This window comes from Paenibacillus sp. sgz302115, assembly GCF_056120445.1.
In genome coordinates, this window is sequence record NZ_JBVYOK010000005.1 from 39,991 (window position 1) to 61,550 (window position 21,560).

Below are 21,560 nucleotides of genomic sequence, written 5' to 3' on the forward strand. Positions count from 1 at the left end.
TATCAAAAAATCGAAATCGGGAGACTAGGAGTTTGGAACATTATACTCTTCGAGAGTACGGACCAACTTCCTTCTGACAGCTTCTCTTAATTCTTCCGGTTGGAGCACGACCGCTTCAGCACCGAACGAAAAGAAATATTCAGCAAAGAATAGTATTTCTGAGGGGAAGATACCCAGCTCTAGTATGCCTGTGCCGTTATTAGAACTATGTACTTCTCCCCAAGGGAAAATCCAGCTCTTATCTCGGAATAACTCAATCCCTTTTGCCGTTAGTTTCACTTTGACATTTACGCTTTCTTGTTTGCTGTAGAAATGAAGTCCCCAGTTCGTTAAATCCACCTCTGAAACATCCACTGTAGGCGATAACGCTTCGGCATCCGCCAAAACGGCTGACCATATCCGATCTACCCGGAATAATCGGAAGGCTTTTCGAAGATAGCAGTAAGCTGGGCAAAACCAATATCCCTCATGGGCATATATACCGATGGGTTGAATCGTTCTTTCATTGGTTTCATACTTCCGAGTTCCATAATTGATTGTTACAGGTAACCTTCTAATGGACGCTTGGAGCAATATCTCAAGGTAGCCAGCTCGTTCTGGGCGTGTATGCGTAAAGAAGTCAATTCGGTGTCGCATCTCGTCTATCTGACATTTCACATCATCCGATAAATACCTGTAAAATTTTCGAAGTGCGGATTCTGCAGATGCCTCGAAGGGCAGCGAACTGAAGTGTCGAAGAGCATGGGAAGCAAAGAATATGGAGAATGCCTCATTTTCCGTAAATGAAATCGGTGGAAGGCTTCGCTCTGTAAGAACCTGGTATCCACCTCCTGCACCAACTTGAGAGTATAATGGCACTCCCATTCCACTCAGCTCCTGCAAATCGCGTAGCATGGTTCGGGTAGACACACCAAATTCTTCAGCAAGCTCTTTAACGGTGAATTTCCGCTTCCGATTTACTGCCATCATCAATTCAATCAGGCGTCTCGACTTCCCCATTAAATTCACCCCACCAAAAAATACTGACAAGTTCTGTCGTAATTACATTATACACTATGAATAAGCCGGATCGCAGGGAGAGATTACGGCAAAAAGCCGGAACAATGGCTAATAGAGTTACTGGCTAAATATTGTTTTCAAGAACGCAAATTGTGCAAACAGAGAGGTTCCTAGTAAGCAACAACAATTTTTGAACACTATAGAAAAGGAGTGCATCATATGTCTAAAGAACAGCGTCAGATAGTGGATGCAATGCTGCGGCGCCCCCAACCCACTAAGCCAACAACCGTCGAGGAGATGCGAGCGAGCTTCGTTGCCATGATGGCGACTATGAAAGCACCTGCGAACGTGCGGACCACACCGACTACCCTGGGTAATCGCCCCGGCGTGATCGTTGACCCCGCACAGGATGCCCTTCCGGGAATAATCCTCTATTTTCATGGCGGATCGTATATTATGGGTTCTCCCTGCACTGCCATGTCCCTTACCGCAAATCTAGTCAGCAAGACCAGCATCCGGTCTGTCTCACTCGATTACCGTCTGGCTCCGGAACATCCGTTTCCTGCAGCTCTTGACGATGCTCTCGCAGCCTATCGTGAGCTTTTGGACAACGGAGTTGAAGCGACGTCTATCGCGTTCGCCGGCGACTCTGCCGGTGGCGGTATTGCTGTCGCGGCTTGCCTGATGGCACGGGACGCAGGTCTGCCGATTCCAGCAGCGGTAGTGGTGTTCTCGCCGGGTTTGGATAAGACGCACTCTGGAGCTAGCATGGATAGCAAAATTGGGCTCGACCCGTTCTTCACCCGTGAGAGCTTTGAATACACAGATGCACTGTACCTCGCTGGACAGGACCCGAATCATGAGCTCGTAAGCCCCGCCAGGTTTGCCGATCTTACCGGGTTCCCACCGCTCCTGCTACAAGTCGGAACCAACGAGGTGCTCCTCGACGACTCCACGCAGTTAGCCGACCGTGCACGGGCAGCAGGCGTAGATGTAATCCTTGACGTTACCGCCGACGTCCCGCATGTTTTCCAGGCGTTCGCCGGTATTCTTGATGAAGCTGATCAAGCCCTAGATCGTGCTGCGCTCTTTATCACACAGCATCTCAAATGAAAATGGGAGAAGCCTCATAATAAAGAAAGTAAGTAACTTCCAAGGTACCCAAAATGTTTAAAAGTACTTCCAAGTCCTCAAGCGATGGATTACGGAAACCCAAGAGTATGCGGCCAACTGGTGGTAAGAAAGGAGCACCTCAGGAGCATAGTGGACATCCCTTTACACTGCCCCAATACCCGGACGAAGTGATCCGGAATGAAGTGAAGAGTTATTCCCAGTGCTCGGCATCCCTGCTGGACGTGCCTGCCCAAAACCTTAGCCGTCCACAGGTCGTTGATCTGCCTGCCAAGTCAACTTCACAGTTGCCGTTCATGTGTGTAGACACTTTCTGCGCTCAAGGGACGATGAATGCCCGCCCGATGTTGAAGCACTGATTCGCAAGAATATTTTGCCAATTCGACCTCTTCGACCAGGACAGCAGAATACGCGCAAAATTTGCTGGAAATCAGTTATTGGCTTCGTTGCTTGCACCCAAAAATAAACGGCACAGGACTCGTTCCCATGCCGTTCTGGATTCCAATTTTTATTCTCTGTCTTGTCTTTGAGCTAAACTTAATGACAGTGGATGCTTGATTCCCTTGCTCTTGCTGTTCGTGGCGATTTTTCCTTTTAATCCTTCTGTCGCGGACCTAAGCAGTTACATCATCCAAACAACAATAAAGGCTGCAATCCGAAGATCACAGCCTTATGAGCCTTTCCATAGCTTACGAATGTGCTTCTATGGCCGCAGATGGCAGGGCTGCTGCAATCAGCAGCGTAGTCACATGCTTGCGAGCGTCTGCGGTCAGCAGCAGCAGCTCCACCGGGTCTCTGCCGGGGGCACTGCTGGTGAACTTTACTTTGGCCCCATCCAGGTCCTCCTGGATGCCGGTTATCGAATAGCCCTGCCGCAGCAGGGCATCAATCTCCTGCCGCTCTTTATCGAACTCGGCGAATGCAGACATTCAGACCACTCCTCCGCTGATTTCCGCTTTGGACGGACGCGGGGCTTCCGCCTCGAACCGCTTGCGGTGCAGATATTTGCCGGCCCCTGGCTTGCCGACAAACTGCTTGTCACGAATCACAAATTCGCCCCGGCTGAGCACGGAGACCGGCTCGCCTGTAATCTCAAAGCCTTCAAAGGCATTGTAATCCACATTCATATGATGAGCAGCTGCGGAAATGGTTCTTTGCACAGAAGGATCGAAGATTACAATATCCGCATCGCTGCCTACAGCAATGGTACCCTTCTGCGGAAATAACCCAAACAGCTTGGCGCTGGAGGTTGAAATGATATCGACAAATTTATTGAGCGAAATACGGCCCTTCTGCACACCCTCGGAATAGAGCAGGCTGAACCGGTCTTCGATGGTCGGTCCGCCGTTCGGAATCTTCGAGAAGTCGCCCAGCCCAAGGTCCTTCTGGCCCTTGAAATCAAAGGAGCACTGGTCCGAGCCAATCGTCTGCAGGCTGCCGCTCCATAAGGCGTCCCACAGCACATCCTGATTCCACTGCTCCCGCAGCGGCGGGGACCAGACATATTTGGCGCCCTCGAAATCCGGCTTCTCCAGCGCCGTCTGATCGAGCACCAAATACTGCGGACAGGTCTCGCCGTAGACACGCAGTCCTTTCCGGCGGGCTTCAGCAATCTTCCAGGCAGCTTCCGCACAGGTTACATGCACCACATAGAGCTGAGAATCGGTCAGCTCCGTCAGGTACGCAGCCCGGCCGGTAGCTTCGCCTTCCAGCTCGGGAGGCCGGGTCAGCGCGTGGTAGATCGGATCAGTATTGCCGGCGGCCAAGGCCTGCTCTACCAAATATTCGATCACATCTCCGTTCTCGGCATGCACCATAACGAGTGCGCCTTCCCGTTTGGCGGCCTGCAGCGTCTTGTAGAGTACGCCATCATCCGCCTGGAACGTGTTCTTGTAGGCCATAAATACCTTGAGTGAGGTAATGCCCTCATTCTCAATAATCTGCGGCAGCTCGCCGAGTACCTTGTCGTTCAGCTCCGAGACCATCAGGTGGAAGCTGTAGTCGATCACCGCTTTGTCCTGCGACTTGTTATGCCACGTATCCACCGCCTGCTGCAGCGGCTGGCCTTTGGTCGTCAGGCAGAAGTCAATCACCGTGGTCGTCCCGCCATAAGCGGCGGCAATCGTTCCGGTCTCGAAGTCATCTGCGGTTACAGTACCGCCAAAAGGCATATCGAGATGGGTGTGGGGATCAATTCCCCCCGGAAACACATAGCAGCCGGAAGCATCAATCAGCTCCGCGCCAGGCGCCTCCAGATTGAGGCCGATTCCGGTAATCACGCCATCCTCCAAGAGAACATCTCCCGTATACGTGTCCGTTGCAGTAACGATAATGCCGTTTTTGATGATTTTCTTCATCCTACACCACCTCCGCTTCCGAATAAGCGCCATGAAGCGCGCTGATTACCTTTTGACGCTGATTCCAGGTCAGAGGCGCCGCTCCGGTGTCTAGAGCCACCATGTCAATCGCGCCGTCCGCCGGACAGACAATGGAGCATAGATTACAGCCTACACAATCCTCCTCGCGCACCTGCAGAATCGCCTTGCCTTCGGCATTCGTAAGCATGTCAATACATTGATGCGATGCGTCTTCACAGGCAATATGGCATTTATTGCAGTTGATGCAGTTGTCCTCGTTGATCCGTGCGACCACTTTATAATTCAGGTCCAGATCGCCCCAATTGGAGTACTTGGGTACCGATTTGCCGATCAGCTCCGTGACCGAAGCCAGTCCCTTGTCATCCAGATAGTTGTTCAGGCCGTCGATCATCTCCTGGGCAATCCGGAAGCCGTGGTGCATAACCGCCGTGCAGACCTGTATACCGGTGGAGCCCATCAGCATAAATTCAACAACATCCTGCCAGGTGGAGATCCCGCCGATCCCGGAGATCGGCACGCCTACGCCGCGGTCGCGCGCACATTCGGCGACCATGCTAAGGGCAATCGGCTTCACAGCCGGCCCGCAATACCCGCCGTGCGCCCCTTGGCCGCCCACGTTCGGAATGGTATTCCAGCTATGAATATCCACCCCGGCCAGGCTGTTGATCGTATTGATCAGGCTGATCGCATCCGCGCCGCCCTTGACGGCGTGGCGGGCGACAACCGTGATATCGGTAATGTTCGGCGTCAGCTTCACAATGACCGGCGTGGTCGCCACTTCCTTGACCCAGTAGGTCTGGGCTTCTACCAGGTCGGGCTGCTGCCCGGAGGCCGCGCCCATTCCGCGCTCGGCCATCCCGTGCGGACAGCCGAAGTTAAGCTCCAGCCCGTCTACGCCGACAGCCTCCACCCGCTTGACGATTTCATGCCATTTCTCCTGCTTCGGCTCCACCATCAGGGAGGCGACTACCGCATGATTCGGGAATCTTTTCTTCGTTTCATAGATTTCCTTCAGATTGACCTCCAGCGGACGGTCGGTGATCAGCTCGATATTGTTGAAGCCAGCTACCCGCTGCCCATTGAAATGCACGGCGGCAAACCGGGACGAGGTGTTAATAATCGGATCGCCCAGCGTCTTCCACACCGCACCTCCCCAGCCCGCTTCAAATGCCCGCTGCACCTGGTACCCTGTGTTGGTAGGCGGCGCCGAAGCCAGCCAGAACGGATTGGGTGACTTGATTCCTGCAAGATCAATACTCAAATCTGCCATTACTGTTCCCTCCCTGTCATGTAAGTCCGGCAAGCGCAGCCGGCCTGGATTTTTTCAGGATAGAGCCACCCTGCTGTCCTGCATCCCCGATAACTGCTTCGCTATAGCATAAGCGGCATCCTTACCCTGCTGGGCTGCGGATACCACCATCGCTTCGCCTGTGCCGGAGCCAAAGACGATATCCCCGGCGGCATAAATTTTCGGATCGGAGGTCCGGCCGGTCTTCTCGTCAATCTTAACCACACCCCATTCATGCTCCAGGCCCAGCGCTTCAATCAGATCAACCCGCCGTTTTTGCCCGATGGCCACCACCACCGCATCCACCGGCATGAGGAACTCGGAGCCCTCCACAGGCACTGGGGTGAGGCGGCCATCCTTTCCGGTCTCCCCGGTCAGCTTCATCTGCACACATTCCAGGGCGGCAACGTTGCCCAGCTCGTCCCCGATGATCCGCTTTGGCAGGGTCAGCCAGCTGAACTCCACGCCTTCCTGCTTGGCGAATTCATATTCAAAGTCATAGGCCGTCATCTCTGCGAGCGTCCGGCGGTAGACCATCTTCACATTCGCTGCTCCCAGCCGCACCGAGCAGGTAGCGGCATCAATCGCCGTGTTGCCTGCGCCGATGACGGCGACACGCTGGCCCATCAGCTCCAGTGTCGGAATCCCCGTCTTCGTGGTCTCGACCAGCTCGATGGCATCGTACACCCCGGAGAGCTTTTCTCCTGCAATGCCAAGCGGCGGGACATAGCCCATTCCTGCGGCCAGCACAATGGCATCATAACCAGACTTCAGCTCCTCCACCGTGACGTCCACGCCGACCTTCACTCCTGTACGGATCTCTACACCCAGCTTCTCGACCTGCTCCACCTCCCACAGCGAGATCGGCTGCGGCAGCCTGAAGGAGACAATTCCGTGTGTATCCAGTCCGCCCGCGAGGGACTTCGCCTCATAGATCACTACGCCGAAGCCCTCTCGCGCCAGTTCTCTGGCTGCAGACATCCCGGCTGGACCGCCGCCGATGACAGCGACCTTTTTGCCATTAGGCACGCCCGGCTTGAACAACTGCGCCCCACTGTTAATCGCCCAGTCGGTGGCATAGCGCTGCAGCAGTCCGATCTTGATCGGCGCGGAAGCATCATTCAGCACACATGCCCCTTCGCACAGCTCCTCTGTAGGGCAGACACGCGCACAACTTGCGCCTACTGGATTGGAATCCATGATGGTCGTCGCCGAGCCCTTCAGATTGTCGGTAGCAATGCGTTTAATGAAGGAAGGAATATTAATGCTGGTCGGGCAAGCTTTGATGCAGGGTGCATCATAACAATACAGGCAGCGGTTGGATTCTTCGATTGCGCCTTTACGGGTAAGGCCAGGCTCAGCCTCGGAGAAATTTCGCATAAACATATCGGGCGTGAATGTGTGCAACGGAGAAGTGTGCTCCATCCGTATCCCTCCTTCTGTGTGATTGGCTTCCGCTTTAAGATTATTTTATGTTATATAATATAACATTGTTTCGGGTATTGCCTTAATATTCTACTTACTTATCAGGATTATTGTAGTAAAATGAACAATAAACCAAAGGTTTTCTTCTGTTCCCTATCCAATTGAGTTAGATATACTGACACATCATACTCAAACTATAGTCAATTCCATTTTTCGTTACATTAGACACTTTGTCTAATTTCAAAAGTGTATTTTTTACCTGTGAGAGCGAGGGGAAGCTTATGGATTGGGAACTTGTATTTACCATTCGCGATGCGCTCAAAAGACCGCTGTTTGCAGAAGCTGAGATCATCGGCGGAGCAAGCGGCCTGGACCGGGCGGTCCGTTGGGTGCATGTGCTGGAGAGCGCAAGCTTTGAGAGTCTGATCCACGGGGAAGAGATGATTCTTACCACCGGAATGGGCGCAAGCGTCGATCTGCCCTCTTCGTTAGCTTTTATGCAGAATCTGATTGATAAGAACGCAGCTTGCTTATGTATCGAGCTGGGAGCCTATTTCAGCAGCATCCCGCAGGAGATGATCAACCTGGCCAACCGCCATGACTTCCCGCTGATCATCTTCACCCGTACCGTACGCTTTGTCGATATCACACTTGACCTGCATTCACTCATCATCAACCGCCATCACCGGATGCTTCAGGAGCTGGAGAGCATCTCCCGCGAGTTCCACCGCCTGACATTGACCTCTCAAGGAACGCTTAAAGTGCTGCAATTATTATGCAAAAGCACCCGCACACAGATTGTATATATGCAGCTCCAAGGAAAACCCCTGTTCTTCCCGGCCCTGTCGCCGGAGGAGCAGTCCCCGCTGCTGAGCTTCTTCGAAGCCACCCGGGAAGAGCTGGAGGGCGCACAGCCGGACGCTGCACCGTACATCCGTGAATACGGCCACAAGACAATTGCCGTGAAGCCGGTGGGCGCGCTCGATCAGACCTGGGCCTATATCCTGATGGTCTGCAATCACAAGCCCCAGGAGTTCGACTGCCTGCTGCTCGATTCCGCCTCGCTGTCGATTGCGCAGGAGCTGCTGCGTACGCGTTACATGGAGGAACGCAAGCTTTTCTCGGAAAATCTGTGGGTAGAGGAGCTGGTGGGCGGCCGCATCGAGGACGATAACCGGCTCAAGGGACTGGCAGGTCCTGACTTCAACGTGGTCAATGAGCTGCCCTACCGGGTATGCCTGATCGAAATCGAGAATCCCCGTGATGTTAAATGGAACAGCTCGGAGAATGAATGGGAGTCGATCACCTTCCATCTGTCGCTCATCCTGCGTTCCATCTTCGAGAAGTACTCCCTGCGGCCGCTGATTACGCTGCGGAACAACCGCCTGACCGTCATTGCCCTCGACATCCAGTCCAAGCTGCCCGGCAAGCTGCGGCTCCAGCAGGCGCTGGATGCCCTGCAGCATATCCGCTCCGACGAGAAGCTGAAGGACCTGCAGCTCGTGATCGGAGTCAGCAAGTCCCACCGGGGGCTGAAGGCCGCCCATGCCGGTTACCAGGAAGCCGTACAAGCGCTGTCTCTATACTCTTGTTATCAGAAGTCCATTCTGTTCTACGAGGAGCTGGGCGTCTTCCAGCTGCTGCTGAGTCTGAATGACGGCAAGACGCTGGAGACCTTCATCCGCAGCTACCTCGGGCCGCTGATTGATCATGATGAAGCCAAAGGGAGCGAGCTGCTGCTGACGCTGCGAGTCTACCTCGACCATGATGGCTCGAAGCAGATCGCGGCCCGGAACCTGTTCATCGTCAGACAATCGCTCTATTACCGGCTGGATAAAATCACCGAGCTGCTGGGCGAAGACTTCATGCTGCCGGAGAACCGCATCTCCATTCAGGTGGCCTTGCGCGCCTACCAGTTCCTGCACCCGGAGAAGCTCACTCTGCCCAGCTCCCGTTCAGCACAGCTTTGAAGGTATCAATGATGAACTGAATATCCTCATCGGTGGAGGACAGCGGTGGAGCTATGGTAAGCACATTATTGTAGCCTGCCACGGTATCCCCGTTTTTGCCGATGATCAGACCCTTGGCCTTGCACTCGGCAATAATGCCCTTGACGACAGCCACATCGGCAGGCTGCTTGGTGGCCTTATCCGCCACCAGTTCGATGCCGATGATCAGCCCGAAGCTGCGGATGTCGCCCACCAGCTTGTGATCCAGCAGCCCGGCGAACTCACCGGCCAGTCTTTTGCCCAGAATATCCGCCCGATCTACCAGATTCTCCTGCTCCATGAGCTCCAGATTGCGTAAGGCCAGCGCACATGCCGCCGGATTGCCGCCGAAGGTATTTACATGGCGGAAATGCCCGTAGTCATCGCTGTTGTCCTTGAAGGCCTCATATATATCCTTGCGTACCGCCGTGGCTGACAGCGGCAGATAGGCACTGGTCAAACCCTTGGCCATAGTGACAATATCAGGCTTCACACTGTAATTAAGATGGCCGAACTTGCGCCCGGAGCGTCCGAAGCCGCAGATTACCTCGTCGATAATCAGCAGCACACCGTGCTTGCGGCAGATTTCCTGCACCCGGTCCAGATAGACCTGATGCGGCACAATGACTCCGCCGCCGGTAATCACCGGCTCCATAATCACCGCCGCCACCGTCTCCACGCCTTCCCAGACAATCGTATCCTCAATCGCCTGTGCACACTGGAGGTTGAACTCTTCTACCGTAGTTCCGGCAGGTCTGCGGTAGCTGTCCGGCGGAGCCACATGCAGAAAGCCGCCGCTCAGCGGCTCATATTTATATTTCCGCTGCGCCTGGCCGGTAGCCGAGAGAGCGCCAAGCGAGCTGCCGTGATAGCCGCGGTAACGGGCAATGAATTTATGCCGGTAGTGCTGGCCGGTTTGCTGCTGGTATTGGCGGGCTATTTTGAAGGCAGCTTCGTTGGCCTCTGAACCACTGTTGGAGAAAAAAATAACATATTCATCCCCCAGCCACTCATTCAGCTTCTCCGCCAGGGCAATTGCCGGCACATGGCTCTGCGTCAGCGGAAAGTAGGGCAGATTAAGCAACTGATTATAGGCCGCTTCCGCCAGTTCCTTCCGGCCATACCCGATATTTACGCACCACAGACCGGACATCCCGTCCAAAAACCGGTTGCCATCCATATCCGTCACCCATGATCCGCTCGCAGAGGCGGCAATCATCGGCGGATTCTTTTCACTGTAGGGGGTGATGTTATGCCATAAATACTGCTGATCTTTCCGGATAGCCAGCTCACTTTCTTTCCCCAGGCTTTGCATGGCACTCTCTCCTCTCGACATTCCATTTATAGTTAATAACGCGCGGTGACCATTTTCTTGCGGGTATAGAACTCAACGCCGTCGCGGCCGTTGGCATGCAGATCTCCATAGAAGGATTTCTTGTAGCCCGAGAACGGGAAAAACGCCATCGGCGCAGGCACACCCAGATTCACCCCCAGCATCCCCGCATCAATCTCTTCCCGGAACTCCCGGATCGCCTTGGCGCTGTCCGTATAAATGCAGGCCCCATTGGCAAAAGGGGATTGATTCGTTACCGCGATAGCCTCGGTCAAATCCTTAACACGAACGACCGCCAGCAGCGGCGCAAAAATTTCCTCCCGCCAGATCGTCATGCCTGGCTGCACATGATCAAAGATCGTCGGTCCGAGAAAATAACCCGCCCCCGAAGCCGCGCCGTCCTTCCTGCCGTCCCGCACCAGCTCCGCCTTCTCCTTCAGCCCCGTTTCAATGTATGCAACGGTGCGATCCTTGTTCGACTGGCGGATAACTGGGCCTAGAAACACACCTTCCTCCCTGCCATCCCCGATCTTCAGGCCATCGGCGGCTTCACACAGACGGCTTACCAGCTCATCGGCGATGGACTCCTGAACCACCACAACAGAGCAGGCCATACAGCGCTCACCCGCAGAGCCGAAGGCGGCGGAAATAATGTTCTTCACTGCATTGTCGAGATCGGCATCCGGGAGGACAATGGAATGGTTTTTGGCCCCGGCGAGCGCCTGCACCCGCTTGCCGAAGGAGGTTCCGTGCTTATAGACATATTCCGCAACCGGCTGGGAGCCGACAAAGGAGATCGCCTTGACCTCTTCGTGCTCCAGCAGGCCGTTCACCACCTCATGCGCCCCATGCACCACATTCAGCACCCCCGGCGGAAATCCCGCCTCTGCAAACAGTTCGGCCAGCCGGTTCATCAGCAGCGGCGTGCGCTCGGAAGGCTTCAGCACAAAGGTATTGCCGCAGGCAATCGCCAGCGGGAACATCCAGCAGGGCACCATCATCGGGAAGTTGAACGGGGCGATGCCGCCGACCACCCCTAGCGGATACCGGTACATCCCCGATTCGACGCCAGTGGCAATGTCCGGCAGTTGACTGCCCATCATCAGCGTGGGGATACCGGAGGCAAATTCCACGCATTCAATCCCGCGCTGCACCTCACCCCGCGCTTCCTCCAGGCTTTTGCCATTCTCCAGCGTGATTAGCTCTGCTAACTCATTCCAGTGCTGCACCAGGAGCTGCTGGTATTGGAAGAAATATCGGGCGCGGCGCGGGACGGCCACCTTGCGCCAGGACGGGTAAGCCTCAGCAGCAGCCTTCACCGCAGCATCCAGCTCCTCCCGGCTAGAGATCGGCACATAGGCAATAACCTCCCCGGTTGCCGGGTTGAACACCTCCTCCTGCCGCCCGGAGAAGGATTCCACCCAAGCGCCGTTCACGTAGTTCTTTACTTTCTCTGTTTGCCTTACGAGCAGAGACATCGCCTGCACCTCTTTCTATCTTTGGGGTTGCCTATTATAGCAAGCTGAACTCAAGATTGACCTTAATGGGCCGATTACAATAGATGACCGCCCATTCTGGCGGTCATCTATTGTGAAGCAGCGGTACAATTGGAGAAATCTTAAGACGGGCAGCGGCCGTAAGCCCAAACATTTCACCGCAGTCATGGCTGCGCCCATTTAGATCAAGATGGAATTTCTCCACTTCATTCTGCTGAGTGACCTCCCCGAGGATGGTTAGTGGGAAAAAATCCACCTATTTCCTTATAAAATCACTGAATGGATGGAAATGGAGAGGATTAAGTCAACTTTTTCCACCTAATCATCAAACAATCGGTCAAACTCACAAATTAGGTTCCCTTTTTCCACTTCATTCTGTCCGCAGTTCATTCCATAAGTTATTGCCTTGTTTATTTTGCCGCCATCTCGACAATTTCGTTCGTGTAAGCCTCATCCACTTTGGATGCCTTCTTGATGACCCCGAACTTGAGGGCGATATCCGCCGTCTGCTGGAATGCCGCAGCGTCGGTGAAGCCCAGCTTGGAAGCGTCGAAGCCCTCCGGCTGGATCAGCTTCGCCACCTCAGTCATCATTGTTAGCTGATGCTCCCGGGTTGTGCTGCCTTCCTCCGCCAGCTTCATGACACTGTCTACAGCCGCTTCAGGATCGGCGATGGCGTCTTTCCAGCCCTTCAGGGAGGCACGGACGAACTTTGCCGCTGTTTCCTTGTTGTCCGCCAGCCATTCCTTATTGGCGAAGAGGTTGTCTTCCAGCATCGCCACCCCTTCATCATTCATGTCGATTACATTCAGATCCTCCGCTTTGATCCCTGATTCCAGCACGACCTGGTATTCGTTGTAGGTCATGGCCGAAGCCGCGTCGATCTCCCCGCCGAGGAATTGGTCCATCGTGAAGCCCTGCTTCGTGAATTTCAGATCCTTATTTGAATCGAGCTTGTATTTATCAAAGAGGGCCAGAATCTCAAACTCATTGCCGCCCATCCAGTTGCCGACTTTTTTCCCCTTCAGATCAGCCGGTCCATTGATTCCAGCAGCCTTCTTGGATACCAGCACCAGTCCGCTCTTCTGGAAGATTTGCGCGATTTGCACCAGCGGCATTTCCTGCTCCTGGCTGGTCAACAGACTCGCTACCCAGTCCACGCCGATGTCTGCCGAACCGCCTGCAACCTGCTGCTCCGGTACGATGTCCGGACCTCCGGGCAGAATCTCTACGTTCAGCCCTTCATCAGCATAATAGCCTTTGTCCTTCGCCAGGAAGTAACCGGCAAATTGGGCCTGCGGCACCCATTTCAATTGCAGCTTAACGGTTACCGGATCTGCAGCCGATTCCTTCGTTGCCGCCGCTTCCGGCGAAGCGGAAGCCGCAGTCCCTGCCGTAGTTTCAGCCGAAGGAGCCGCATTATTATTGCTGCTGCCTCCGCAACCTGCGAGCAAAGAGACCGCCATGATCATTACCGCCATCAACAGCCCGCCACGAAATTTGTGTTTTCCCGCGTTCATCAATACAACTCCCCCTACCCGATTTGAGTTTCATTTCAAAATAAGATCAGCATGGTTACTTGTGGTGCTCTATGCATACGGCCTGCGGAGGGGTTCTCTGTTCCCCTTCTGCACAGAACCGGATGTAACGGGATCAGGTGTTAGGACCGCTGGGAGGAGTGCCACTTGATGAATATTCTCTCCAGCCATTCAACGGCGAGGTAGAAGATCACTCCGGCAATCGCCGCAAGCACGATGCAGGACCAGCCCAGCGGCATTTTGGCTACCTTGATGGAGTTGGAGAGCAGATAGCCCAGCCCCCGCGAGGAGAAAAAGAACTCCCCGACAATAGCCCCGATCATACTGGCGGTAGCATTGATCTTGAGTGCAGTGAACACATAAGGCAGACTGTTCTGGATACGCAGATAGCGGAATACCGCCGGCTTGCCAGCCGCATAAGAATGCATCAGATCCAGCGCCAGCGGATCGACGGCTGCCATGCCCTTATAGGCATTGATGGCCATTGCCGCCATTGTGGTCGCTGTAACGATGGCCGCACGCGAGCCGATACCGTCTCCGAACCACAGATTCATGATCGGGGCGAGCGCCACAATCGGCACAGCGTTCAGAGCGGCCACCAGCGTTAAGCTTCCCCCGCCCCAACGGGGCCAGGCGGTTGCCGCCAGAGCAATCAGGAAGCCGCAGGCCGAGCCGATCAGCATCCCCACCACAGCCTCCGCCAGCGTATAGCCGGTATAGGACAGCAACATGCTGAAATTATCCTGCATCGCCTCCCATATTGCCGAGGGTAGCGGAAGCTGGTATTTTTTCAGATCAAGCAGCTTGTGGAACACTTGAACCTCCCAAAGGAACAGGAACAGCACACCGGCCAGCAAGGGTAGAATCACACTGGGCTTCAGCCATCTCAAAGGCCGCCGGGGGCTTCGCCGATTGCCAGAATCCAACAAAATTACGTTGTTATCCGAAGAATAAGAAGCGGATGCCGGTTCTTTCCCGGAGGACGCCAGGAATGGGGTATCCCGCACAGTATTGCTCTCCATCAGCGGCCGCCTCCCTTCGGACGAAATTCAGGCTGCCAGGGCGCTGCCAGGCGTTCCACCAGACTCATCAGCCAATAGCTTGCGACCCCGAGGAGAGCGCCGACAAGCACCGTTGACCAGAACATATACGTATGGGAAGGGCCGTAATAGAGATTGCGCAGCATAATGACACCAATACCATGCTGTGCGCCCATAAGCTCCACGAGAATCGCTCCGGTGACGGCGAGCGGTGCGGCAATCTTGAGTCCGCTGAACAGACCGGGCAGTGCAGCCGGAAAGCGCAGCTTCCAATACACGGCCCAAGGCTTCGCGGCATAGGAGTGCATAAGCTCAACCGCCGCCAGGTCCACACTGCGCAGCCCGCGCAGCATATTGAGCGCCACCGGAAAAAAGGTGATATACCCCGAGATAATGATCCGCGACACCTGCTCGTCACGCACAATACCGTAGATGATTGGCGCAAGGCCCAGAATCGGGATCATCTGTGAGGCGACTGCGTAGGGGAAGGCGAGCTGTTCTATCGTCCTCGACAGACTCATCAGCACCGCCAGGAGCACTCCGGCCGCCGCACCGATCAGAAATCCGACACCGGCATTGCCGAAGGTGGCTCCCCCCTCTGCCACAAGCGTCCCGTTGTACTTCCACAGCGTTGCCGCCACCTCATGCACGTAAGGCAGCTTCGACTGGGCCAGCGGCGTTTTCGCCACATGCAGCAGCAGCCAGGAGAGCGCCTCCCAGACCACCAGCAGGCCGAAAATCCACACGAAAAGCGGCAGCACGCGGTCACGCATAAATGTACTGTTCCCTTTCATCCCTACACCCCTTCGAAGCTGTCGCGGATTCGGGCGATCAGTTCAAAAAACTGCGGGCTGTTTCTCATTTCCGCCGTACGCGGACGCGGCAGCGGGATATCCACAATCGCGGACAGCCTTCCCGGATGCGGCGACAGCACGAACACTCTGTCCGACAGGAAGATCGACTCGGGGATACTGTGGGTGACGAAAACAATCGTGTTCTGCACCTTGCTCCAGACAGTCAGCAGCTCCTCATTCAGACGCTCGCGGGTGAATTCATCCAGCGCGGAGAACGGTTCATCCATAAGCAGAATTTCCGGCTCCATCGACAGCGCTCTGGCGATAGCTACCCGCTGCTGCATCCCTCCGCTAAGCTGCCACGGATATTTGTCGGCAAAACCCTGCAGACCCACAAGATCCAGCAGCTCCAGAGCTTTATCCTCACGGACGGATTTCTTGACGCCCATCAGCTCCAGCGGCAACGTAATGTTGTGCTTTACCTTCCGCCAGTCGTACAGCACCGGACTTTGGAAGACAATGCCGTACTTTTGCGCCAAACGGGCTTCTCTCGCACTTTTGCCAGCTACAGTTACATCCCCGCCGGTTGGTGTGATAAGATCTGCCATCAGTCTCAGCAGCGTGGTTTTTCCGCAGCCGGACGGACCGAGCAGGGAGACGAACTCCCCTTTGGCAATATCAAGGCTTACCTGATGCAGCGCAAGCACATCGGCCGTTTCCGCCCTATAACGCATCTCGACGTTCCGCATCTGTATTTCAGGAATTTTTGTTGCTACTAATGACATTCCCAGCGCCCCTTTCATTCCTGAATCTGATTTAATCTTACTATAATGTCAAATAACATAACACATAACAAGGTGTTGATGATGGTTTCCTCAAACGATGTAGGATTAACTAACATGTTACACTTTGCTCCCTATACACTCACTAGACAAATAGTAAAATTGCGTCTGCGAATTTCCGTCACTTTGTCTAGGGGCCGCAGATATGTGGTACTATTTAGCTAATCATCATCCAAATAGGAGACAATCCGCCCATGCCAAAAGCTTATATTCGCCCAGGGAGACAAGCCTGATGGACTCCATGATCTCCGATTATATTGTTATTGTCTGTATCTCAGGTGTGCTGAACGCTCTGCTGGCGCTTTTTGCCTATTACAAAAAAACAGATTTCGCCGGAACGCGGGCATTTATCCTCAGCTCCCTCACTTCGGCAATCTATGCTTTTGGTTTCGCTTTGGAGCTTTCGGGCAATTCCATGGGGGAAATTGAATTCTGGATCAAGCTGGAGTATCTGGGTATGCCCTATATAGCTCCTTCCAGCCTGCTTGTAATTATGTATTTCGTAGGACTGGAGCGTTTGATCCACAAAAAGCTGCTGCTCCCGCTGTACGGCATCCCCCTCATCACAACGCTGCTGGTATGGACCAACGGCTATCACCACCTGTACTATAAGTCCTTATATTTTCGGGAAGGCGTCCGGACTCCGCTGATTGATGTAGTCATGGGCCCTTGGTATATCATTCAGGGCAGTCTGACCTTCGGCTGCATGCTTGCGGGCATGTGCCTGATCGGATGGCAGTGGAACCGGATGAAGCATGCTTACCGCCGGCAGTTGATTATTATTTTTATAGGACAATTCCTCCCTGCCCTGGGCGCTTTCCTCTATCTGATGGACATGACGCCACAAGGCGTAGATCCTGTCCCGGTGATTATGAGCATCACTTCAACGCTATATATCTGGGCCATCCTCTCCAGAGGCATGCTGACCGCCGCCCCCATTGCCCGGGAAAATCTGTTCGAGAGCATGCGCAACGGGGTGCTCGTCACCGACCGTTCTGACAAGCTCATTGATTACAACAGGGCCGCTACGGAGATGCTGCAGGGACTGGATTCCTCAGCCATCGGCAGACCGCTTGTGCAGCTATTCCTTCCCGCCGGCAAGGAGGCCGTCGCCTATGTCATGAATTCCGACCCGCTGATCAGCGGGGAACGGGAGCTTGCCTGGAACAAAGACGGCGAGACCTGCTATTATCAGGTGCGCTCCTCACCGGTGCTGAAGCGGGACGGCCAATGTGCCGGAAGGATGATCATGCTGATTGATGTGACCGAGCGGACCCTGCTCCAGGAAAAGCTGCAACTGCTGGCCACGGTCGACAGTCTGACAGGAATCTATAACCGGATGCATTTCATGGAGCTGAGCCGGGAGCTGCTGGCGGAAGCCGCTTTAAATCTGGCGCCGGTTTCGATCATTTTGCTGGACATCGACTTTTTCAAAAGCATCAACGACCGGTACGGGCATCACTATGGCGACATGGCGTTGCAGCATATTGTGAGTGTGTGCAGCAGGCATTTGCGGGAGGGGGATATTTTCGGACGGTACGGGGGCGAAGAATTTGTCCTGTGTCTCCCGGGGACTCCATTGAAGCAGGCTGCTGCGCTCTCCGAGACCATTCGCGGGGATATAGAGCGCAGCCCGCTCCAGACCATTTCCGGGGCAATAAATGTAACTGCAAGCTTTGGGGCCGGGGAAGCCTTTCGCAAGAACATCTCACTCGAAGAGCTGCTCTCCGAAGCGGATCATGCGCTCTACACCTCGAAGCGTAATGGACGCAATGCCGTGCATATTTCCAGCGGCTCGTCGATCACTCACTACACACCAGTATGATTCGAAAAAAACAGCCCCGCTCCAAAAGGCCTCAGGCCGAATGGAAACGGGGCTTTTCTTAAATTCACTTGCCTGTTCACTTGCTGCCGGCCATAAAATATTCCACGCCCCGCAGCAGGTCGCCCGGCAGCTCTTCAAGCTGCATATAGTCCTTCAGCTCCAGCACTACCCGTTCCCGGTTGTGTCCGAACACGTCCACGATCCGGGCCAGCCGCTCCCACGGAGCCAGATCCTCCCGGAATTCCGCCGCGCTCATCGGCACACCGTGCGACTCCACGTACCACTGTGCCTCGTAGCCGTAGGCAAGCCCCAGCATTTTGAGGAAGCCGGTGCTGCTGTATTGCTGCGGGCCGCCATAGACGGAAGGACCCAGGGCATCGCCCAGAAACAGAACATTGTCTTCCTTAACGAACAGAACGCAGGAGTCTGCCGAATGGTCGCCGCCCACATGGGTCAGCTCACAGGTCACTCCCCCCAGATCTATGGAGATGGAACCCGTGAATACAATATCCGGCTTCACCACCGTTACCGCACTGGTATCGCCGTATTCCAGGCGGATATGCTGCGCGCTCGCCTCACTGAGGGTGCCAGCGCAGACAAGCGCCCGCAGCTCCTCCTCAGACCAGCCCAGACCGCTCAGTCCCGCAAGCGCTTCTGCCGTTCCCTCATGGGCAATTGCAGGCACATTCCAGGCGGACATGCCAAAGCTGTGATCCCAATGCCAATGGGTCAAGACCAGGATATCTGGCTGCCTGTAGCCTCGTCGTTCCAGCTCCTCCCGGAACAGCCCGGCATGGGCAGGCGAATTCCCGGCATCCATTAGCAGCGTGCGCCGCTCCCCCATAATGGCCGCCAGGATGGGACGGTCGGTTTCATGCTCCGCGTGCATGATCAGAATATGCGGACTAAGCTGCTGATATTTATGCTCCATATGTAGCTCCCTTCCCGTATGTAAAGCCCCAAGTGCTGGATAAAGATCGTATAGCAACGTATATCTGCTGCTTTTTTGGGTCATAACAGCACCCATAGCCGCTCGTTAAGGCTACCGCTGCACTTTTCATGTTGCAACAATTCCATGCATTAATCAACTGCCTTTGTTTGCGGATATCAGGTTTCAGTTTATATAGGGCATATATGAAGGAGGCCAACCAAAATGAAGAGAAATCATACGATGATGCAATTCTTTGAGTGGCATATCGCAGCAGACGGGGAGCACTGGAAGCGGCTGTCCGCCATGGCCGCGGAGCTGAAAGCCATCGGTATTGATACCGTGTGGATTCCTCCGGTAGCCAAGGCCGTCTCCGCCGAAGATACAGGGTATGGCGTGTACGATCTGTACGATCTTGGAGAGTTCGATCAAAAAGGGACCGTACGCACGAAGTACGGCACGAAGCAGGAGCTTATCGACGCTATCGCCGAGTGTCAGAAGCACGGCATCGCCGTGTACGTTGACCTCGTCATGAATCATAAGGCGGGAGCGGATGAGACAGAGATTTTCAAGGTGGTTGAGGTTGACCCGCACGACCGCAACAGGGAAATCTCGCAGCCGTTCGAAATCGAAGGCTGGACCAAGTTTTCTTTTCCGGGACGCGGGGGTGCGCACTCCTCCTTCAAATGGAACCATGACCACTTCAACGGCACCGATTTCGATGCCAAGGTGGGGCGCAGCGGCGTATTCCGGATTATCGGGGAGAATAAGACCTGGAATCAGAACGTGGATAACGAATTCGGAAACTATGATTATCTGATGTTCGCCAACATTGATTACAGCCATCAGGATGTCAGAACCGAAATGCTGGAGTGGGGCAAATGGCTGGTGGATACCCTGCAATGCAGCGGCTACCGCCTTGATGCCATCAAGCATATCAATCATGAGTTTATCAAGGCATTCGCGGCGGAAATGAGCAAAAAGCGCGGCGAGGATTTTTATATGGTCGGTGAATTCTGGAACCCGAATCTCGAAGCCTGCCGAAAGTTTCTGGATACGGTTGACTATCAAATTGATCTGTTCGATGTGTCGCTGCATTATAAGTTCTACGCGGCCGCGCTTGGGGGCAGGAACTTTGATCTGACGCATATTTTTGACGACACTCTGGTTCAGACCCATCCCGGGAATACGGTAACCTTCGTGGACAACCATGACTCACAGCCGCGTGAAGCGCTGGAATCCTGGGTCGGCGACTGGTTCAAGCAGAGCGCTTACGCCCTGATCCTGCTTCGGCGCGACGGGTATCCTGTTATCTTCTACGGGGATTATTACGGCATAGGCGGCCCGGACCCGATTGGCGGCAAAAAAGATGCTATCAATCCCCTGCTCTATGCCCGCCATCACAAAGCCTACGGAGAGCAGAATGATTATTTCGATCACGCCAATACCATCGGCTGGGTGCGCCGCGGTGTGCCTGAGATTGCAGACTCCGGCTGTGCGGTCGTAATCTCTAACGGAGACAATGGAGAGAAAAGGATGTTTGTCGGAGAAAATCGCGCCGGAGAGGTGTGGACAGATTTCACTCATAACCGCGGGGAATCCATCACGATTGGCGGGGACGGCTGGGCGGTTTTCACGGTCAACGGCGGAAGTGTGTCCGTCTGGGCGCTCCCGAATTCGGAGGCTGTAGAAGAAGATCGGCCCTGAAGCTGCCAGTCCTGCAGATTGTCAGTTTATCAAATAAATACCGGCATATTAAAGAGGTGAACCCTGGCCATCGGCTGCGGATTCACCTCTTTGCTGTATAACGCAAGCTGTCTTAAGACATTATTAACGGCCAACCGCCGAATTGTTCCCATCCGCCCAGACGCCATTGTCGCTGTTCAGGATGCGCTCGATCGGATATACCCGCCACACGGCAGTTACAACGCCCGCACATAACACCGCTTTGATCAGGTCCCCCGGAATGAAAGGCCACATGCCTGCGGTCAATGCCTTGGACAGAGAGGTCATGCCCGTGGAATGGGCCAGCCACCATACACCGCCAGGATACACCAGGAGTACTCCGCAGATGATATTCACCGCCAGCAGCTTCACGAACGTATATTTATTCTGCCCTATGCGCTCGGCGAACAGGCCGATCAGATAAGCCACCACCGGCCAGGAGAAGATATATCCTGCGGTAGGTCCAACCAGCACCGACAAGCCGCCGCTCCCTCCCAGCACCGGGAATCCGGCAGCCGTCAGACCGATCACAATAAGCACAGCCAGACTGCCGTAGCGTGCTCCGAGAAGAGAGCCGGCCAGCATGACCGCCAGTGTCTGCATAGTAATAGGCACGGTAGAGAAAGGCAGAGAGATTCTTAGAAAACTTAAGGCTATAATGACTGCGGCAAACAATGCACTGAAGATCAGACCGCGAGTCGTCCATTTTTTCATGAGCAGGATTACCTCCCAATTTTTTAGGATCACTATACCATTCCGCACCAGATACATCAATCTTTAAATGTCTGCTATAATGGGTAACGATTATTGACTACATTTGTTCGGGAAGC

Annotated in this window: 18 protein-coding genes; 5 read left to right on the plus strand and 13 right to left on the minus strand. The window is 54.5% G+C overall.

Annotation, left to right across the window (positions count from 1 at the left end; all coding sequences use genetic code 11):
* Nucleotides 1–24: 24 nt before the first annotated feature.
* Nucleotides 25–999, minus strand: coding sequence for a helix-turn-helix transcriptional regulator (locus AC0LWN_RS12150; RefSeq protein WP_474665573.1), 975 nt, complete (start codon nucleotides 997–999; stop codon nucleotides 25–27).
* A 219-nt stretch (nucleotides 1,000–1,218) separates the two neighbouring features.
* Between AC0LWN_RS12150 and AC0LWN_RS12155 the strand changes: the two genes are divergently transcribed.
* Both AC0LWN_RS12155 and AC0LWN_RS12160 read left to right on the plus strand, forming a co-directional pair.
* Nucleotides 1,219–2,112, plus strand: coding sequence for an alpha/beta hydrolase (locus AC0LWN_RS12155; RefSeq protein ID WP_474665575.1), 894 nt, complete (start codon nucleotides 1,219–1,221; stop codon nucleotides 2,110–2,112).
* Between the two features lie 107 nt (nucleotides 2,113–2,219).
* Nucleotides 2,220–2,489, plus strand: coding sequence for a hypothetical protein (locus AC0LWN_RS12160; protein ID WP_474665577.1), 270 nt, complete (start codon nucleotides 2,220–2,222; stop codon nucleotides 2,487–2,489).
* Between the two features lie 330 nt (nucleotides 2,490–2,819).
* Here the strand turns inward: AC0LWN_RS12160 and AC0LWN_RS12165 are convergent, their stop codons facing one another.
* Genes AC0LWN_RS12165 through AC0LWN_RS12180 form a run of 4 tightly spaced genes read right to left on the minus strand, consistent with a single transcriptional unit; the run spans nucleotide 2,820 to nucleotide 7,221 of the window.
* Nucleotides 2,820–3,059, minus strand: coding sequence for a hypothetical protein (locus tag AC0LWN_RS12165; protein WP_474665579.1), 240 nt, complete (start codon nucleotides 3,057–3,059; stop codon nucleotides 2,820–2,822).
* Nucleotides 3,060–4,487, minus strand: coding sequence for a dihydropyrimidinase (gene hydA, locus AC0LWN_RS12170; protein ID WP_474665581.1), 1,428 nt, complete (start codon nucleotides 4,485–4,487; stop codon nucleotides 3,060–3,062). It lies immediately after the preceding gene.
* A gap of 1 nt (nucleotide 4,488) precedes the next feature.
* Entirely contained in the window at nucleotides 4,489–5,778 is a 1,290-nt protein-coding gene (gene preA, locus AC0LWN_RS12175) for an NAD-dependent dihydropyrimidine dehydrogenase subunit PreA (protein ID WP_474665583.1), read from the minus strand.
* Nucleotides 5,779–5,832: 54 nt separating this feature from the next.
* Nucleotides 5,833–7,221 (minus strand): NAD(P)-dependent oxidoreductase, encoded by a 1,389-nt coding sequence (locus tag AC0LWN_RS12180; protein ID WP_474665585.1) that lies wholly within the window; start codon nucleotides 7,219–7,221, stop codon nucleotides 5,833–5,835.
* Between the two features lie 281 nt (nucleotides 7,222–7,502).
* Between AC0LWN_RS12180 and AC0LWN_RS12185 the strand changes: the two genes are divergently transcribed.
* Nucleotides 7,503–9,191, plus strand: coding sequence for a PucR family transcriptional regulator (locus AC0LWN_RS12185; RefSeq protein WP_474665587.1), 1,689 nt, complete (start codon nucleotides 7,503–7,505; stop codon nucleotides 9,189–9,191).
* Here the strand turns inward: AC0LWN_RS12185 and AC0LWN_RS12190 are convergent.
* The 6 genes from AC0LWN_RS12190 to AC0LWN_RS12215 all read right to left on the minus strand — a co-directional run bounded on the left by AC0LWN_RS12190 (nucleotide 9,157) and on the right by AC0LWN_RS12215 (nucleotide 16,195).
* The gene (locus AC0LWN_RS12190) at nucleotides 9,157–10,524 is read right to left on the minus strand and encodes an aspartate aminotransferase family protein (protein ID WP_474665589.1); all 1,368 of its coding nucleotides are present in this window, start codon (nucleotides 10,522–10,524) and stop codon (nucleotides 9,157–9,159) included. The two genes, AC0LWN_RS12185 and AC0LWN_RS12190, sit on opposite strands and share 35 nt — an antisense overlap.
* Nucleotides 10,525–10,556: 32 nt before the next feature.
* Nucleotides 10,557–12,020 (minus strand): CoA-acylating methylmalonate-semialdehyde dehydrogenase, encoded by a 1,464-nt coding sequence (locus tag AC0LWN_RS12195; RefSeq protein WP_474665591.1) that lies wholly within the window; start codon nucleotides 12,018–12,020, stop codon nucleotides 10,557–10,559.
* Between the two features lie 428 nt (nucleotides 12,021–12,448).
* Nucleotides 12,449–13,558 carry an ABC transporter substrate-binding protein gene (locus AC0LWN_RS12200; RefSeq protein ID WP_474665593.1) on the minus strand — a complete coding sequence of 370 codons (1,110 nt, stop codon included), beginning with the start codon at nucleotides 13,556–13,558 and terminating at the stop codon, nucleotides 12,449–12,451.
* Nucleotides 13,559–13,698: 140 nt separating this feature from the next.
* Nucleotides 13,699–14,598 (minus strand): ABC transporter permease, encoded by a 900-nt coding sequence (locus AC0LWN_RS12205; protein ID WP_474665595.1) that lies wholly within the window; start codon nucleotides 14,596–14,598, stop codon nucleotides 13,699–13,701.
* Nucleotides 14,598–15,410: an ABC transporter permease gene (locus AC0LWN_RS12210; protein ID WP_474665597.1), complete on the minus strand. Its 813-nt coding sequence runs from the start codon at nucleotides 15,408–15,410 to the stop codon at nucleotides 14,598–14,600. Before AC0LWN_RS12210 ends, AC0LWN_RS12205 begins: the two co-directional genes overlap by 1 nt.
* Before the next feature lie 2 nt (nucleotides 15,411–15,412).
* Nucleotides 15,413–16,195, minus strand: coding sequence for an ABC transporter ATP-binding protein (locus AC0LWN_RS12215; RefSeq protein WP_474665599.1), 783 nt, complete (start codon nucleotides 16,193–16,195; stop codon nucleotides 15,413–15,415).
* A gap of 289 nt (nucleotides 16,196–16,484) precedes the next feature.
* Between AC0LWN_RS12215 and AC0LWN_RS12220 the strand changes: the two genes are divergently transcribed.
* Nucleotides 16,485–18,077 (plus strand): histidine kinase N-terminal 7TM domain-containing diguanylate cyclase, encoded by a 1,593-nt coding sequence (locus AC0LWN_RS12220; RefSeq protein ID WP_474665601.1) that lies wholly within the window; start codon nucleotides 16,485–16,487, stop codon nucleotides 18,075–18,077.
* A 76-nt stretch (nucleotides 18,078–18,153) separates the two neighbouring features.
* Here AC0LWN_RS12220 and AC0LWN_RS12225 read toward each other — a convergent pair whose 3' ends face one another.
* The gene (locus AC0LWN_RS12225; RefSeq protein WP_474665603.1) at nucleotides 18,154–19,008 is read right to left on the minus strand and encodes an MBL fold metallo-hydrolase; all 855 of its coding nucleotides are present in this window, start codon (nucleotides 19,006–19,008) and stop codon (nucleotides 18,154–18,156) included.
* Nucleotides 19,009–19,230: 222 nt separating this feature from the next.
* Here AC0LWN_RS12225 and AC0LWN_RS12230 point away from each other — a divergent pair, with 222 nt between their 5' ends.
* Nucleotides 19,231–20,712 (plus strand): alpha-amylase, encoded by a 1,482-nt coding sequence (locus AC0LWN_RS12230; protein WP_474665605.1) that lies wholly within the window; start codon nucleotides 19,231–19,233, stop codon nucleotides 20,710–20,712.
* 123 nt (nucleotides 20,713–20,835) lie between these two features.
* On the opposite strand, the gene AC0LWN_RS12235 is transcribed toward AC0LWN_RS12230, so the two are convergent.
* A complete protein-coding gene (locus AC0LWN_RS12235; protein ID WP_474665607.1) occupies nucleotides 20,836–21,444 on the minus strand; it encodes a biotin transporter BioY in 609 nt (202 codons plus the stop codon).
* Between the last annotated feature and the right edge of the window lie 116 nt (nucleotides 21,445–21,560).

Excerpts from the sequence above, each read along its gene's own strand:
- AC0LWN_RS12150 (WP_474665573.1), bottom strand. The coding sequence starts at position 999 with ATGGGGAAGTCGAGACGCCTGATTGAATTGATGATGGCAGTAAATCGG.
- AC0LWN_RS12155 (WP_474665575.1), top strand. The coding sequence starts at position 1,219 with ATGTCTAAAGAACAGCGTCAGATAGTGGATGCAATGCTGCGGCGCCCC.
- AC0LWN_RS12160 (WP_474665577.1), top strand. The coding sequence starts at position 2,220 with ATGCGGCCAACTGGTGGTAAGAAAGGAGCACCTCAGGAGCATAGTGGA.
- AC0LWN_RS12165 (WP_474665579.1), bottom strand. The coding sequence starts at position 3,059 with ATGTCTGCATTCGCCGAGTTCGATAAAGAGCGGCAGGAGATTGATGCC.
- hydA (WP_474665581.1), bottom strand. The coding sequence starts at position 4,487 with ATGAAGAAAATCATCAAAAACGGCATTATCGTTACTGCAACGGACACG.
- preA (WP_474665583.1), bottom strand. The coding sequence starts at position 5,778 with ATGGCAGATTTGAGTATTGATCTTGCAGGAATCAAGTCACCCAATCCG.
- AC0LWN_RS12180 (WP_474665585.1), bottom strand. The coding sequence starts at position 7,221 with ATGGAGCACACTTCTCCGTTGCACACATTCACGCCCGATATGTTTATG.
- AC0LWN_RS12185 (WP_474665587.1), top strand. The coding sequence starts at position 7,503 with ATGGATTGGGAACTTGTATTTACCATTCGCGATGCGCTCAAAAGACCG.
- AC0LWN_RS12190 (WP_474665589.1), bottom strand. The coding sequence starts at position 10,524 with ATGCAAAGCCTGGGGAAAGAAAGTGAGCTGGCTATCCGGAAAGATCAG.
- AC0LWN_RS12195 (WP_474665591.1), bottom strand. The coding sequence starts at position 12,020 with ATGTCTCTGCTCGTAAGGCAAACAGAGAAAGTAAAGAACTACGTGAAC.
- AC0LWN_RS12200 (WP_474665593.1), bottom strand. The coding sequence starts at position 13,558 with ATGAACGCGGGAAAACACAAATTTCGTGGCGGGCTGTTGATGGCGGTA.
- AC0LWN_RS12205 (WP_474665595.1), bottom strand. The coding sequence starts at position 14,598 with ATGGAGAGCAATACTGTGCGGGATACCCCATTCCTGGCGTCCTCCGGG.
- AC0LWN_RS12210 (WP_474665597.1), bottom strand. The coding sequence starts at position 15,410 with ATGAAAGGGAACAGTACATTTATGCGTGACCGCGTGCTGCCGCTTTTC.
- AC0LWN_RS12215 (WP_474665599.1), bottom strand. The coding sequence starts at position 16,195 with ATGTCATTAGTAGCAACAAAAATTCCTGAAATACAGATGCGGAACGTC.
- AC0LWN_RS12220 (WP_474665601.1), top strand. The coding sequence starts at position 16,485 with ATGGACTCCATGATCTCCGATTATATTGTTATTGTCTGTATCTCAGGT.
- AC0LWN_RS12225 (WP_474665603.1), bottom strand. The coding sequence starts at position 19,008 with ATGGAGCATAAATATCAGCAGCTTAGTCCGCATATTCTGATCATGCAC.
- AC0LWN_RS12230 (WP_474665605.1), top strand. The coding sequence starts at position 19,231 with ATGAAGAGAAATCATACGATGATGCAATTCTTTGAGTGGCATATCGCA.
- AC0LWN_RS12235 (WP_474665607.1), bottom strand. The coding sequence starts at position 21,444 with ATGAAAAAATGGACGACTCGCGGTCTGATCTTCAGTGCATTGTTTGCC.